Source organism: Kribbella sp. NPDC104218 (assembly GCF_055584105.1).
Genome location: NZ_JBVJMQ010000001.1, coordinates 3,217,189 through 3,230,913, shown reverse-complemented (window position 1 = coordinate 3,230,913; position 13,725 = coordinate 3,217,189). Strand labels below are relative to the sequence as shown.

General features: G+C 69.1%; 14 protein-coding genes. 3 read left to right on the top strand and 11 right to left on the bottom strand.

All coding sequences use genetic code 11. The features are described from left to right. Positions 1-11: 11 nt before the first annotated feature. From ACZ6ZD_RS15195 to ACZ6ZD_RS15175, 5 genes are all read right to left on the bottom strand, one after another. The gene (locus tag ACZ6ZD_RS15195; RefSeq protein ID WP_465672232.1) at positions 12-1,004 is read right to left on the bottom strand and encodes an AAA family ATPase; all 993 of its coding nucleotides are present in this window, start codon (positions 1,002-1,004) and stop codon (positions 12-14) included. A 6-nt stretch (positions 1,005-1,010) separates the two neighbouring features. Further along, positions 1,011-1,595 (bottom strand): hypothetical protein, encoded by a 585-nt coding sequence (locus tag ACZ6ZD_RS15190; RefSeq protein ID WP_465672230.1) that lies wholly within the window; start codon positions 1,593-1,595, stop codon positions 1,011-1,013. Then, positions 1,592-2,296: a DUF4129 domain-containing protein gene (locus ACZ6ZD_RS15185; protein WP_465672228.1), complete on the bottom strand. Its 705-nt coding sequence runs from the start codon at positions 2,294-2,296 to the stop codon at positions 1,592-1,594. The genes ACZ6ZD_RS15190 and ACZ6ZD_RS15185 overlap by 4 nt, the downstream gene beginning before the upstream one ends. Before the next feature lie 99 nt (positions 2,297-2,395). Next, positions 2,396-3,790 (bottom strand): proprotein convertase P-domain-containing protein, encoded by a 1,395-nt coding sequence (locus tag ACZ6ZD_RS15180; RefSeq protein WP_465672226.1) that lies wholly within the window; start codon positions 3,788-3,790, stop codon positions 2,396-2,398. Between the two features lie 104 nt (positions 3,791-3,894). After that, positions 3,895-4,779, bottom strand: a complete 885-nt coding sequence (locus ACZ6ZD_RS15175; RefSeq protein WP_465672224.1) for a helix-turn-helix domain-containing protein — start codon at positions 4,777-4,779, stop codon at positions 3,895-3,897. A 114-nt stretch (positions 4,780-4,893) separates the two neighbouring features. Between ACZ6ZD_RS15175 and ACZ6ZD_RS15170 the strand changes: the two genes are divergently transcribed. Continuing rightward, positions 4,894-5,955 (top strand): CobW family GTP-binding protein, encoded by a 1,062-nt coding sequence (locus ACZ6ZD_RS15170; protein ID WP_465672222.1) that lies wholly within the window; start codon positions 4,894-4,896, stop codon positions 5,953-5,955. Here ACZ6ZD_RS15170 and ACZ6ZD_RS15165 read toward each other — a convergent pair. Continuing rightward, positions 5,952-6,701 (bottom strand): HpcH/HpaI aldolase family protein, encoded by a 750-nt coding sequence (locus ACZ6ZD_RS15165; protein ID WP_465672220.1) that lies wholly within the window; start codon positions 6,699-6,701, stop codon positions 5,952-5,954. The two genes, ACZ6ZD_RS15170 and ACZ6ZD_RS15165, sit on opposite strands and share 4 nt — an antisense overlap. A gap of 23 nt (positions 6,702-6,724) precedes the next feature. Between ACZ6ZD_RS15165 and ACZ6ZD_RS15160 the strand changes: the two genes are divergently transcribed. After that, positions 6,725-7,606 carry a phosphotransferase family protein gene (locus ACZ6ZD_RS15160; protein WP_465672218.1) on the top strand — a complete coding sequence of 294 codons (882 nt, stop codon included), beginning with the start codon at positions 6,725-6,727 and terminating at the stop codon, positions 7,604-7,606. On the opposite strand, the gene ACZ6ZD_RS15155 is transcribed toward ACZ6ZD_RS15160, so the two are convergent. Both ACZ6ZD_RS15155 and ACZ6ZD_RS15150 read right to left on the bottom strand, forming a co-directional pair. Further along, entirely contained in the window at positions 7,603-9,132 is a 1,530-nt protein-coding gene (locus ACZ6ZD_RS15155) for an acyl-CoA carboxylase subunit beta (protein ID WP_465672217.1), read from the bottom strand. The genes ACZ6ZD_RS15160 and ACZ6ZD_RS15155 overlap by 4 nt on opposite strands. Before the next feature lie 7 nt (positions 9,133-9,139). Further along, a complete protein-coding gene (locus tag ACZ6ZD_RS15150; protein WP_465672215.1) occupies positions 9,140-10,303 on the bottom strand; it encodes an acyl-CoA dehydrogenase family protein in 1,164 nt (387 codons plus the stop codon). Between the two features lie 55 nt (positions 10,304-10,358). Here ACZ6ZD_RS15150 and ACZ6ZD_RS15145 point away from each other — a divergent pair, with 55 nt between their 5' ends. After that, the gene (locus ACZ6ZD_RS15145; RefSeq protein WP_465672213.1) at positions 10,359-10,766 is read left to right on the top strand and encodes a MerR family transcriptional regulator; all 408 of its coding nucleotides are present in this window, start codon (positions 10,359-10,361) and stop codon (positions 10,764-10,766) included. Here the strand turns inward: ACZ6ZD_RS15145 and ACZ6ZD_RS15140 are convergent. Genes ACZ6ZD_RS15140 through ACZ6ZD_RS15130 form a run of 3 tightly spaced genes read right to left on the bottom strand, consistent with a single transcriptional unit; the run spans position 10,734 to position 13,680 of the window. Next, a complete protein-coding gene (locus ACZ6ZD_RS15140) occupies positions 10,734-11,996 on the bottom strand; it encodes a hypothetical protein (protein WP_465672211.1) in 1,263 nt (420 codons plus the stop codon). The two genes, ACZ6ZD_RS15145 and ACZ6ZD_RS15140, sit on opposite strands and share 33 nt — an antisense overlap. A gap of 57 nt (positions 11,997-12,053) precedes the next feature. Continuing rightward, positions 12,054-13,085 carry a hypothetical protein gene (locus ACZ6ZD_RS15135; protein WP_465672209.1) on the bottom strand — a complete coding sequence of 344 codons (1,032 nt, stop codon included), beginning with the start codon at positions 13,083-13,085 and terminating at the stop codon, positions 12,054-12,056. Beyond that, positions 13,078-13,680: an RNA polymerase sigma factor gene (locus ACZ6ZD_RS15130; RefSeq protein ID WP_465672207.1), complete on the bottom strand. Its 603-nt coding sequence runs from the start codon at positions 13,678-13,680 to the stop codon at positions 13,078-13,080. Before ACZ6ZD_RS15130 ends, ACZ6ZD_RS15135 begins: the two co-directional genes overlap by 8 nt. Positions 13,681-13,725 lie beyond the last annotated feature (45 nt).

Below are 13,725 nucleotides of genomic sequence, written 5' to 3'. Positions count from 1 at the left end.
GCTCCCCCGGCTCAACGCGCCACAGTGGGCGGCGTCGGCACCGCACCGAGGACTGTGTTCACCACAGTCGCGCCAGTCACGTCATGCAGCCACAGCTCTGGCCGCACGGTGATCCGGTGCGCCAACGCCGGCACAGCGACCGCCTTGACGTCCTCCGGGACGACGTAGTCCCGGCCCTTGATCACGGCGTACGCACGGGCGGCCAGCAGTAGGGCGAGCGAACCACGCGGTGATGCACCAACCAGGACCTGCGAGTCCCGCCGAGTCGCAGCGGCCAGGTCGACGCAGTACTGGCCAACGGTGTCGTCGACAGTGACCGTATCGATTGCGCGTTGTGCTGCGAGCAGACCGGCCGCGTCCGTGACCGCCTCTACCTTCTGGTCTTCGGTACGCCGACTCATCCGGCGCCGGAGCACCTCCCACTCCTCGGCCGCGGTCGGGTAGCCGAAACCGATGCGCAGCATGAAGCGGTCGAGCTGAGCCTCAGGCAGCGGATAGGTGCCTTCGTACTCGACCGGGTTCGCAGTGGCGAGCACGTGGAACGGCGTCGGCAGCGGGAAGGTCTGACCCTCGACCGTCACCTGATGCTCCTGCATCGACTCCAGCAGCGCAGCCTGCGTCTTCGGTGGGGTCCGGTTGATCTCGTCGGCCAGCAGCAGACCGGTGAAGATCGGGCCCGGCCGGAAGACGAACTCGGAGTCCTTCTGGTCGTACACGAACGCGCCCGTGACGTCGGACGGCAGCAGGTCCGGGGTGAACTGCACGCGGCGGAACTCCAGCCCGAGCGCCTGGGCGAACGAGCGGGCCGCCAGCGTCTTGGCCAGACCGGGGTAGTCCTCCAGCAGGACGTGGCCGCCGGCCAGCATGCCGGCCAGGACCAGCTCCAGCGCCTCAGCCTTACCGACGACCGCCTGCCCGACCCGGGCCAGCACCTGCCGGCTCAGCTCCGACACGTCGGCCGGCGAGAGGTCCGTCGTCGGGGTGGCGGTCACAGAGTCGGTCACAGTTCCTCACAGGTTCTCGATGGTCTGGATCGCGGCCTCGATCTCGCGGAGGCTCGCGGTGCGCTTCTCGTCTGCGGTGACCAGCTGCCACAGCTGCTCACCAGTGATCTCCCGGGCCCGCTCCGGCTCCAGCTCCGGGTCGACGCCATGCCGGTGCACGAGCCGGTCGGTCGTCAGCTCCAGCAGCAGCGGCTGGATTCGGCGTACGAAGGTCTGCGAGCCCTCACCGGCCCGCCGCTCGCGGCTGGACTCCTGCAGCCAGGTGGCCAGGAACTGCGTCCGGTTGTCGCTGTTGCGACCACGCCTGGCCGCCAGCTCCTCGTCGTGCCGAGCCGGCCAGTTCGTCAGCAGGAGCTGGGGAGCGATCAGCCGCAGCGCGACCGCGCCGAAGCCGATCGCCAGCGCCGTCGCCACGAACCAGAGCGGCCGCGGCGCCATCCCGGCCGCACCGAAGATGGCGACCAGCAGCAAGCTGAGCACAACGACGCCACCGACGTACTGGACGATGACCTTGTTCAGCCGCATCGACCGGACCTTCGGCTGCGGCGTCCGCTCGTCGTCCTCCAGCGGTGTCCACTTGTACGACGTCATTCGGGTACCACCGCCGCCAGCTGCGTGCGCAGCCGCAGGAGGGCCGCGCGGGCCTCGTCCCGGGACTGTTCGGTCGAGCCGTGCGTGGAGTACCGCGCTTCGCGGTAGAGCTCACCCAGCCGAGTCAGGTCGGGCTCGGAGACGCCCCCGACGCCCAGCACCCGCACTGTGAACTCGGCAGGCGTTTCGGCCGGATCGCGGGTCACACCGGCAGAAGCGGCGGCCTGCTCCAGCGCGACCCAGCAGGCGATCACCGCGTCGGTTGCATGGCCGGTGTCGATCAGGGCCAGACCGGAGTCGATCGCCTCGGCCAGCTTCTCGGTCGCCACGCGCTCCCAGTCCGGATCAGCAGGTGGCGCATCCGGCAGTTGAACCTTGCGGAGGATCCGGTAGAGCAGCAGCCCGATCAGCACCACGATGACGGCGGCGATCAGGTAGACGACGGCCTCGAACAGGCCCTGGATCCACTCCGGCGTTTTGCGGGTCTCGATACTCCGCTCCGGCGGCGGAGTCATCGACGGCCGCGGTGGTGGGGTGTTGACCTCCACCGTCCGCTCCGGCCCGGGCTTCGGCGTCAGAGTGCTGTCGCTGAGCGGCCGGACCGAGCCACCGGCCGACGCGAGGACGACGAAGCCGGCGCCGGCGGCTCCGAGGAGCAACACGGCCACCAGCATCCACGTGCCTCGGCGTTGGATCGGCATCTGGGCAGGCTAACCGATTAAGGGGCGTGTGTTGGTAAGGGTTTCCCCTTTGTGCCAAAAGGTGGGCCTCTCCCCCGCGAGAGGCCCACCTCCGAACGGTCAGACGGTGATCGACCAGCCCGTCAGCGTGCCGGTGTCACCAGGCCCGTTGTCACCGATCCGCAGCGTCCAGGTGCCGGTCGCGGTCTCGTCGGCCGGGACGCTGTACGTCTTGGACGCCGGCAGCGGGTGGCACGTGCTGCCGCCGTACCGCTGCAGGTAGTACCAGCGGCCGCTCGGGGAGACCAGGCTGATGTTCAGGTCCTCGAGGCAGGTGTGGTTGCCCTCGACCGTCACCTTGAGCGGGCTGGCGGTCCGGCCGGTGGCGGTCGACTTGACCGTGCTGACCGCGACCTGGAAGTCGCGGATCGGGTAGTCGGTCGGGTTGGCGAAGGTGCGCGGGCCGGGCTCGGGGTCGGGATCCGGGTCCGGATCCGGGTCGCCGGTTCCGGTGAGCAGCGTCAGGTTCCACTTGGCCAGGGCCTCGCTGACCGGCTGGAAGATCGAGTTGTCCTGGTCCCCGGTCACGCAGGACGAGTTACCGCCGGAGTGCAGACCAACGGCCTTGTCACCGCGCAGCCAGGCGCCACCGGAGTCACCACCCTGTGAGCAGGCACTGGTCGTCGTCAGCCCCTCGATCACGACGTTGCCGTAGTTGATGGTCTGATTGACCGCACTGACCTTTCCGCACTCCCAGTTCGGCGCAGTGTTGCCGGAGTGGCAGACGGTGTCGCCGACGATCGCGTCCGCCGCACCGGTGACGGTGACGGCAGGTGATCCCCAGGTGTTGACCTTCGGGGAGGTCGTCCAGCCGGACTCGGTGACCGCGACCACGCCCATGTCGCCCTCGCGGGCGTTGACGCTGCGGCTGCCGCCGACGTTCGACGTGCCGAGCCGGTTGCTCTGGCCGCTGGCGCCGTACGCCGCTTGGTTCGCATCATTCGTGCAGTGCCCTGCGGTCAGAAAGTGCTTGTTGCCCTGCGCATCGGTCGCTGGGAAGCCGACCGAGCAGTTGGACTCACTACCCGGCCACCACGGGTCACCTGGGTTCACCTCGCCCGCCTGCTGCCGGAACCGCGTCTTGACCGACTCCACCCGGACTCCGTCGATTCCGCGGAAGGCGTCCGTACCACCGAGCGCCTTCACCACCACCTGGTTGCTGATCGGGTCGATACCCCAGCTCCGCAGGTTGCTCTGCTGTCGGGCGATCTTGTCGACCTTCGCCATCAGCTGGTCGAGCTGCTGCTGGTCGCGCTGTACGTACTGCGGGGTCGCACCGGAGGCTCGCACCCGCGCAGCGGCGGCGTCCGTGGTGACTGCGACCTTCAGGCGACCGTTCTCGATCCAGCGGCCGGCGAAACCGGCAGAATCCGGAGGGGGTTCAGCGCCGGCGCGGACGGGGGCGACAAGCAGGGCTCCGCTGAGCAGGACCGCCGCTATGACTTTCCTTCGCATGGTGCACTCCTAGGGTTGGGACGGGTGCCCTGACCGTAGGAGCGCGAACAGCGGGTGAAAATCGGCAGAACGCCTTTCACAGTTAAGAGTCCGGCGTTAACAGTTCACACCCAGGTCCAGCGGAAGCCGTGCCGGCCGGGGCCGAAGTTGAGCACCACGTCGTGGACCTCAGGGGCGACCGCGACCGCACGGGCCTGTTCGGCGCCGTCGTCCAGCAGTGAGAACGCCGTACAGGTCGCAGGGAGTACGTCGGGGTCGAAACAGACCTCCAGGACGAACTCGCGCACTGGGAGCCGGAACTTGCGTTCGTAGTTCGTCGCGGGCGGATAGGGCGCGACGTTGACCAGCTCGTGTTCGGTGATGATCGTCTCGCCCTTACGCAGCGGGCGGTCGAAGAGCAGCTCTGCGACCAGGAGGCCGTCCGCGGGTCGGCGTACGGTCCGGCCGAGCGAGCAGTGTCGGAGCGGCCGGATAGCCGGTAGCGGCCGGTCGTGCTCGTCGAGGTGCATGATCACCACCCAACGGTCGGGGCCGTCTGCTTCGGCTCGCAGCACCTGGCGAGAGTGGTACGAACGCTCGCCACGGTCGGCGGCGATCGACACCCGGTCATGCTGGCTGATGCGGGTCAGCCGCTCGTCCCAGTGGATGTCCACCTCACTGACGGCCGCTTCGACCGCATCAGGGCGCGGCCAGTAGGCAGCGACGTCCGGTCGGTCCGGGACCGTGCTCAGCCAGCGGCCACGGGGTCGGGGCGGACCCAGCGACGCAGAGAGCGTGCCGGCGGGGAGCTCCAGCACCTCTTCGAGCAGGGCGACCGCAGCCAGCGAATCCCGGCGTTCAGGGCGGGAACGGCCGGACTGCCAGTAGCTGAGCGTCGCCATGCTGACCGAGACGCCCTGCACCAGCAGGCGCTCGCGGATCCGTTCCAGGCCTAGCCCTCGCGCCTGGATGGCCGCGCGCAGCACGTCGGCAAACTCGCGCTCACCCATGGCTGGACCCTAGACACGACTGGCCATGCGCGACCAGGGTTCACGCGCTTAACTGTTAACAGGACAACGGACTGGAGTTGTGCTGATGAAAACCATTTTCATATACTCGATGCCATGACCGCTCCTCTCTCCCTGTTGTGCGGGTTGTCGACGACACTGCGGCAACCAGTGCTGGAGGCAATGATCGACGCCCGGACCGTGGCCGTGGTGGTCGATCAGGACGACCTGCAGGCGCGCGGCGTGCTGAACTGGCGCGTCCTGGACGCCGCCGGGCCGATCGACTCCGGTGAGTTCACCGTGGCCGACGACTGCGGCGCGTGTCAGCTGATCGAGTCCCTGCTGCCGCTGCTGGAGACGCTGGTCGCCCGCGGGCACTGGGACCACATCGTGCTGTCGGCCCCACCTGCGATGGAGGCGCGGCCGCTCGCGAGCAGTCTGGTCGCTCTACTGCCAGAGGTGGTCGTCGACACGGTCACCTGTGTAGTGGACGCCGTACTGCTCGTGGAGCAGCTTTCCGGCGACGAACTGCTCGATGAGCGCGGTCTGGCGCTCGGCCCGCCGGACCGGCGCAATGTGGCTGAGTTGACCGCGCGACAGATCGAGTATGCCGATGTGTGCGTACTGGCGAACGCCCACCGCGGCAAAGCGCCAGAGCGCCTGCAGAACCTGCTCGTGCACCTCAACCCGCGGACGACGGTGGTCGCAGCTGACCCAGCCGGCGTACCGGGTGGTCCAGTCGCGCGGACCGGGCGCTTCGACTTCGACGCGGCCGAGGCGTGGGCCGGCGACCTCGCAGCGTCCGATCGACTGCAGCCAAGCGCGGACGGCGTGACCACGGTGCTGTGGCGGTCGACCAGACCACTCCATCCGGCCCGGCTGAACGACGCGCTTGAGGACATCGTGGACGGCGTCGTCCGCAGTCGCGGTGTGGTCTGGCTGGCGAACCGGCCGACGCAACGCGTCCGCTGGGAGTCGGCGGGCTACAGCGCGTCGCTGGGCACGCTAGGCGAGTGGGCAGACACCGAACACCTGGCTGAGTGCACTGTCGTGGCTACTGGCATGGGCCTCGACCCTGCGAAGCTGCAGTCGGTGCTGGACGCCTGTCTGCTCACGGAGTCCGAGCTGGCCGGCATGGACTGGGAGCACCTCGAAGATCCGTTCGCGGGAGTGCTCTAACCGCGCGCAACACGGAGGTGCTCGGCTGCGATCGCCTCTAGGTGACTGAGGTCGGAGGAGACCGTGGCGAAGCTGTAGCCCTGCTTGAGGCGGCGGCTGGCATTCTCACCGTCAAAGGTGTGGATGCCGGCCGCAATACCCGCTGCGGCGGCCGCCTCCGCAATCCGCGCGACGGCGTCCTCGAACGCGCCCGCGATCTCCGGGTCACCCGGGTAGCGAGCCCCGAGCGCCAGGCTCAGGTCGACCGGACCGACGTACAGGCCGTCAAGATCCGGAGTCGCGCAGATGGCTTCGACATTCGCCAACGCCTGCGCGGTCTCGATCATGGCCAACACAACGGTCTCCGCATTCGCCTTGGCCGGCTCCGGCCCGAACCGCAACGCGGACCGCATCGGCCCGAACGAACGCCGTCCGACCGGCGGATACTTCGCGGCCCGCACCGCGAGCGCCACGTCGTCCGCGGTGTCGATCAACGGCACGATCACCCCCGCCGCACCGGCATCCAGCGCCCGCCCGATCGGCGTCGGGTCATTGGCCTCGACCCGAACCAACCCGGTCGACCCACCCGCGTCAATCGCGAGCAGTCCCGTCAGCAGGCCTTCGTACCCGATCAACCCGTGCTGCCCGTCGAGCACGACGTAGTCGTACCCGACCCGGGCGATCCGCTCGGTCGCCGGCGGCGCATCCATCGTGATCCAGTAGCCGACGAGCTGTTCCCGGTCCCGTAATTGCTGCGCGAAGGTCACCGGATCACCGTATCTTGCGTCGCATGGACGCCCTCCTCCGCGAACTGGTCGCAGCTGCCGGCCTCCCCGCCGTCCGCGACGCGACGCCGATCACCGGCCACGGCTTCGACCACACGATCGTCGTCGCCACCCTCGCCGACAACCGCCGCGTCGTCCTCCGCCACCGCGCGTCACACCCGCGGCCGCTACCTGTCGACCAGGCTGCGCTGCTGGCGGCCCACGGCGTACCGGCGCCGGCTTTGCTGGGCGGCAACTCGGAGGCGACGCTGTACGAGTACGCCGAGGGCGAGATGCTGTTGACCGTCGTCCGCGAGGGGCGCGCGACCGACGACACCTGGCGAGCGGTCGGGACGGCGTTCCAGCGGCTGCATGCGATCCCGGCGTCGGATCTCCCGGCAGGGATGGTCGAGCCGGCGCCGGCGGACCGGGTGCAGGCATTGCACGAGCAACTGGCCGTCGACGAGCGCTATCTGGCCGAGCATCTGCCTGCGGTCGTGCCGGGGCTGCCGCGAGTGCATGCGCTGATCGACGAGCTGGCGGCGGAGCTTCGGCGTCCGGCGGTGGTGGTGCACTTCGACGTGAACCCGGCGAACATCATCGTCGGCGCGGATACCGCGCAGTTGATCGACTGGGGTGAACCGCGGGTCGGCGATCCGGCGGCGGAGATCGCGGCGCTGGAGGAGCACCTCTACCTGGTCGACCGGTCGGGGCAGTTGCCGGCGGCGTTCTACGCGACGTACGGCGTCCGTGGCCCGACGGTCGATCTGTATCGGCTGACCGGGGCGATCGGTTGGTTCGCGAGTGGGGACTTCGAGGAGTGGGAGGAGCTCGACCCCGCCCTCCAGCCGCGGGCGATCGGCTGGCGGACGGGGCTGGCGACGTACTTGACCGCCCGGTTGACCTAGACCGGCGGGACGCCGTGGCGGCGGGTGGAGAAGTGCCGGTCCTTGGTCTGGGCGGCGCCGAGGCGGGCGATCAGGTCGGTGCGGAGGTCCTCGGGTTCGACGATGGCGTCGATGACCAGGTCTGCGGCCAGGCGGAGGATGTCGATATCGGTCTCGTACTCCTCGCGGAGTTTGGAGACGTATTCGACCCGCTCGGTCTCGTCGGCGATCTCCTGGATCTTGTTGTAGTAGACGGCGTTGATGGCCGCCTCCGGGCCCATCACCGCGATCTTCGCGGTCGGCAGCGCGATACACGCGTCCGGCTGGAAGCCGGGGCCGCACATCGCGTACAGGCCGGCGCCGTAGGCCTTGCGGACGATCACCGACACCGTCGGGACGGTCGCCTCGGAGACCGCGGTGATCATCTTCGCGCCGTGCCGGATGATGCCGGCCCGCTCGACCTCGCTGCCGATCATGAAGCCGGGCACGTCGCAGAGGTAGATCAGCGGCACGTTGAACGCGTCGCACAGCCAGATGAATCGGGCCGCCTTGTCCGCGGAGTCGACGAACAGGACGCCGCCCTTGACGGCCGGCTGGTTCGCCACGATACCGACCACCTGCCCGGCCAGCAGACCGAAGCCGACGACCAGCTCCGGCGCGTACGTCGGTTTGATCTCGAAGAAGCTGTCCGCATCGGTGACCGCGTCGATCACGTCGTGGATGTCGAACCCGACGCTCTCCTCGGCCGGGACCAGATCGCGGGTGAAATCGCGGCCGGGCGGGGCGGCGTCGTACGCCGGGGGCCGGTTGCGCCACGAACCGGGGAGGTACGAGAAGTACTGCCGGGCAAGCTCGATCGCCTCGGTGTCGTCAGCGGCGAGCAGGTCGCCGCAGCCGGACACGCTGGTGTGCATCCGGGCGCCGCCCATCTCCTCCAGCGTCACCTTCTCGCCGACGACCATCTCGGCCATCCGCGGTGAGCCCAGGTACATCGAGGCGTTGCCGTCGACCATGATCACGATGTCGCAGAACGCCGGGATGTACGCACCGCCGGCCGCGGACGGGCCGAACAGGCAGCAGATCTGCGGCACCTTGCCGGACAGTGCGACCTGGTTGTGGAAGATCCGCCCGGCGCCGCGGCGGCCCGGGAACAGGTCTACCTGGTCGGTGATCCGGGCGCCCGCGGAGTCGATCAGCCAGAAGATCGGCAGCTCGTCGCGGAGTGCGATCTCGGTGATCCGGACGATCTTCTCGACCGTCCGGGCGCCCCACGAGCCCGCCTTGACGGTCGGGTCGTTCGCCACGATCAGCGCCGGCCGGCCGTCGACCAGCGCCCGGCCGGTGACGACGCCGTCCGCCGGGAGACCGGACTTCAGCGCATTGGCCAGCTGCGCCTCCTCGACGAAGCTGCCCTCGTCGACGAGCAGGGCGATCCGGTCGCGGACGTACAACTTGTGCTGGCTGTCGAGCTTGGCCTTCGCCTTGTCCGGCGGGGTGAGCGTCGCCTCGCGAGCGACCTTGACCTCTGTCCAGTGATCCCGGCTCATAGAGGCATCATTCCACTGGGAGGCCGAGGCCCCGGGCGATCAGCATCCGCTGAACCTCCGACGTCCCCTCGCCGATCTCGAGGATCTTGGCGTCGCGGTAGAACCGCGTCACCGGGTACTCCTCCATGAAGCCGTAGCCGCCGAAGACCTGGGTGGCGATCCGGGTCGCGGTCACCGCGGACTCCGTCGCGTACAGCTTGGCCACCGACGCGGCCTGCTTGAAGTCCTGGACCGAGGCGCCGGCGTCCTTCATCGCGGCCGCCTTGTAGACGAGCATCTCGGCCGCGTCCGCCATCACCTTCAGGTCGGCGATCTGGAACGCGACGCCCTGCTTACGGCCGATCGGGCCGCCGAAGGTCTGCCGCTCCCCGGCGTACTGGACCGACATCTCCAGGCAGGCGCGGATACAGCCCAGCGCCACGGCCGCGATCGCGACCCGGCCGTCGTCCAGAGTCGCGAGGAACTGCGCGAATCCCTTGCCGCGCTCGCCGAGCAGGTTCGCCTCGGGGACGCGGACGCCGGTCAGCGCCAGCGGATGCGTGTCACTCGCGTGCCAGCCGAGCTTGTCGTACGCCGCCTCGGCGACGAACCCAGGCGTCCCGCTCGGGACGATGATCGTGGAGATCTCCGGCTTGCCGTTCTCGCGGGTGCCGGTGCGGGCCGTCACGGTCACGCACGAGGTGATCGCCGAGCCGGAGTTCGTGATGAACTGCTTCGAGCCGTCGATCACCCACTCGCCGCCGTCGAGTGTCGCCCGGGTCTTGGTCGCGCCGGCGTCCGACCCGGCGTCCGGCTCGGTCAGCCCGAACCCGGCCAGCTTCTCGCCCGCCACCAGCTCCGGCAGCCAGCGCTGCTTCTGCTCGTCCGTCCCGTACGTCAGGATCGGGTTGATCCCGAGCCCGACCGCCGCCTCGAGCGTGATCCCCATCGACTGGTCGACCCGGCTGATCTCCTCGATCGCCACGCACAGACTCGTGAAGTCACCGTCGGAACCGCCGTACTCCTCGGGCGCGGTCAGCCCGAACAGGCCGAGTTTGCCCATCTTCTGCACGACCTCCACCGGGAAGTAGTGCTTGCGGTCCCACTCGGCCGCGTGCGGCGCGATCTCCGCCTCGGCGAAATCGCGCACACTGCGCCGGAACTCGCGGTGCTCCGCGGACAGCTCGAACATTGAACGCACTCCTCTGTGCTTGACGCTTACGTAAACGTAAAGCACAGTAAGTGCCATGCACAATATCCAGGTGGCCGAAACCTGGACGATCGCCGAACTCGCCACCGAGTACGACGTCACCCTGCGCACGATCCGCTTCTACGAGGACCGCGGCCTGCTCACCCCCGAACGCCGCGGCACCGTCCGCGTCTACCACCCCCGCGACCGCGTCCGCCTGGCCCTCATCCTGCGCGGCAAACGCCTCGGCTTCTCCCTCGACGTGATCGCCACCATCGTCGACATGTACGACACCGCCCCCGGCGAAGAAGGCCAACTCACCTACCTCCTCGCCCAAATCGCCCACCGCCGAGCCGACCTCGAACAACGCCGCTCCGACCTCGAACAAACCCTCACCGACCTAGCCGAAGTAGAAGCCCGCTGCCAAGCCGACCTAACCGCCCTCCGCAACCGGCAGCGTCAGTAACCCCTCCCGCTCAGCCGTCCCCAAGTCGGTCCCGAACGCCCCCGCCCGCACCACAAACCGCACCGGCCGCTCGGCGTGCACCCTCCGCCGCACCCACGGCTCACCCGGCGATGCGAGCACCACGCTGGTGCCAGGCGGGCCTTCGAACATGAGACCGCCGGCCGAGTAACCAGCTACCAGCAACTCCGACCGCGGGTCCAACGGTCCCTCAGGCTCGGGCAGGTCCAACGAGCCCTCGCTGAAGTAGGGAGCCAGCAGCTCACCACCCGCATCTCGCCATCGCTCGATCAGCCGGCGAAACGCGGCCTCACGCCGGAACGACGTACCAGCTGCCAGGACGTCGCTCCCCGCACCGGCGAACGCACGCGCGTACTCGTGAACCGGCACGGTCGCTGTCATGCTCAACGCCCAAACGCTACGAATCTGGATCATTGCGTCCCGCATCAACTCGGCCGCCTGGCGGGCCGCCGGATACTTTCCTTCCCACTGCCGGCGCGGCAGATGCTCGGCGTCCCAACCCGAGGGCCGCTTCGGGATGCCCTTGGGGACGATGGCATCGAGCGCACGGCCTGCTGTCGACAGGTGCCAAACGGCATCCAGGATCTCGAGACCGGCGCTCTCGGCCTGAACCATCCCTTGCGCGCCGAACCACATCGTGGGACGTCCGTCCTGCCAGTCGAACCGGACGCCACGCCGATCTCCTTGATCGAACTGCAGGTCCTCGACACCCCAGAAGTCCAAGCCGACGTCAGCCTGGTCCTGCTCGGCGGCGAACCGGCGCTCGACACGAAGACCGACGTGGCATTCCAGCCGCCCTCTGGAGCGCTCGACCCGCAGTACGTCGACCGTCGCGGACGCCAGGTCGTAGTCCACCGCCAGGTCGGCGACGGTCGCTGCGGACGCAACCTGCGCCGAGGGCCTGATCCGGCCGATGTGGTCCCGAAACGGCCCGTCGTCGTGGGCGGTCGGTGGGGGCCAGCCGGGTGGGTGGTAGACGTGTTCGAGGGCCCAGCCGTAGCGGCTGGGCTCGAAGTCGGCCATCCATTGGATGCAGCGGCGTGCGTACTCCTCGCGCCGGGAGCGACCGCGCAGGCAAGCGGCGCCGAAAAGGGCGCTGGTGTTGTTGTTGTCCCAGAGGTTGGCGATTCGGTTCAGGACGATGCGGTCGAAGGTGCGAGCATCGGCCGAGATAGCGGCGATCTCAGCCCAGGTGCGGTCGCTACCCACCATAGGAGTTGCCCGGAAAGAAAGAGTCTCCTGGAGGCTCTTTCTTTCCGGGCAGGTGGACTACTTCCAGGGGGCGGGGGCCAGGGAGGTGGTCAGGGAGGTGTAGCCGGTGGTTTGGCCCTTGCGGGGGCCGGAGGTGGCTACTTGGCGGGAGCCGATGTATTCGCCGGTTTTGGGGGCGATGATGATTTCGAGGCGCTCGGAGCCGTCGTCGCTGGAGTAGGCGGTGCCGGTGCGGCCGTCGAGGTTGGCGGCGCGGTCGGTGATCTTGAGGTTCTTGAGGTTGCCCAGGGCGCGGTAGAGGGTGGCGCGGGTTTCGGCGGGGACGACGCCGGAGCGGAGGGCGTCGTTGGCGTAGACGAGGAGTTCGGTCTCGCCGCGGTCGTTGCCTTCGAGTTTGCCGGGGGCGTCCTTGTCGAGGAGCTTGTAGAGGGCCTTGGAGTCCTTGGGGAGACCATCGAGCCAGGTCAGGGACGGGTCCTGCCAGCGGCCTTCGGAGCCGCAGAGGCCGCCGCCGTAGAAGGCGCCGCACTTGGCGGTGGCGGTGGTCGAGGAGGGCTTGAAGGACTCGCCGTTCTTGCGGGCCAGCTCGTCGTTGCCGTCGATCCACTGGTGGCGGCCGGTCTTGGTCTCGCGCTTGTACCAAGTGCCGCGGACGTCGGCGGGGATCCAGACCTCGGTCATCGTCTCCTCCATCCACTGCAGGCCGCCGCCGCCACCGCGCAGCTCCGAGTAGACACTCCCCCAGGCCCGGCCGGTCAGCTTCTTGTACTTGCCAGCCGGGACGACCGGGTCGGACGCCGAGGTGATGTGCGAGGCGGTGCTGTCCAGCTCGTCGGCGACGGCCGAGCCGCCGGCCAGGGTGGTGCTGTAGAGGGAGCCGCCGGCGACGAGAGCCAGAGCTGCGGCAGAGGCGATCAGCCAGCGACGGCGGCGGTGCGGCTTGGCGGCGGTCGTCATCAGGGGCTCCTGGGTGATGGCGCCGAGGAAGGCGGCGCGGGTCTGCTCGAGGCGTACGGGGTCGGTCTGGACGTCGTCGTTCAGGGCGGAAAGGGCCCGGTCGAGGTCGTCGGTGGAGTGCAGGTCAGGCATGGTGGTTTCCCTCGGTCAGGGTGCGGAGTTGGCGGCGGACCCGGTGCAGGCGCGAGCGGACGGTCCCGACAGGGATACCGAGCGCGTCGGCCACTTCGACCGTGGTCAGGCCGGCCCAGCAGGTCAGCAGGAGGACGTCGCGGTCACCTTCGGACAGGTCCGCGATGGCGGGGGCGATCTGGCGGGCTAGGTTCTCGGCGTCCACCCGGTCGGCGATCCGGCCGTCGTGGGCGGCCAGTTCGTCCGGCTCCCGGCGGACGGCGCGGGCGCTGGCCTGCAGGCCACGCACCTCCTGCCGGACGTGTCGCCGGGCCAGGTTGGTGGCGATGCCGTACAGCCAGGCCTTCACCGCGGCCAGGGCCGGGTCGTAGGTCTCCCGCTGCCGGTACGCGGCCAGGAACGTCTCGCTCACCAGGTCATGAGCGTGTTCGGTCCCAACCCGCCTGGCCAGATACCGGTGCATCGGCGCGGCATGCAGGTCGAACAGCCGGGCGAACTCCTCCGCCACCGCCGGCCCGTCCAGCTGCGGACGGTCACCCACCAGCTCCGGTGGCAGCTCCGCGGCCACGGAATCGGTCGTTTCGGTCAATGTCATACCCCTGGTTGCCCGCTGGCGCCCGGGACGTTCACGCCAATTGCA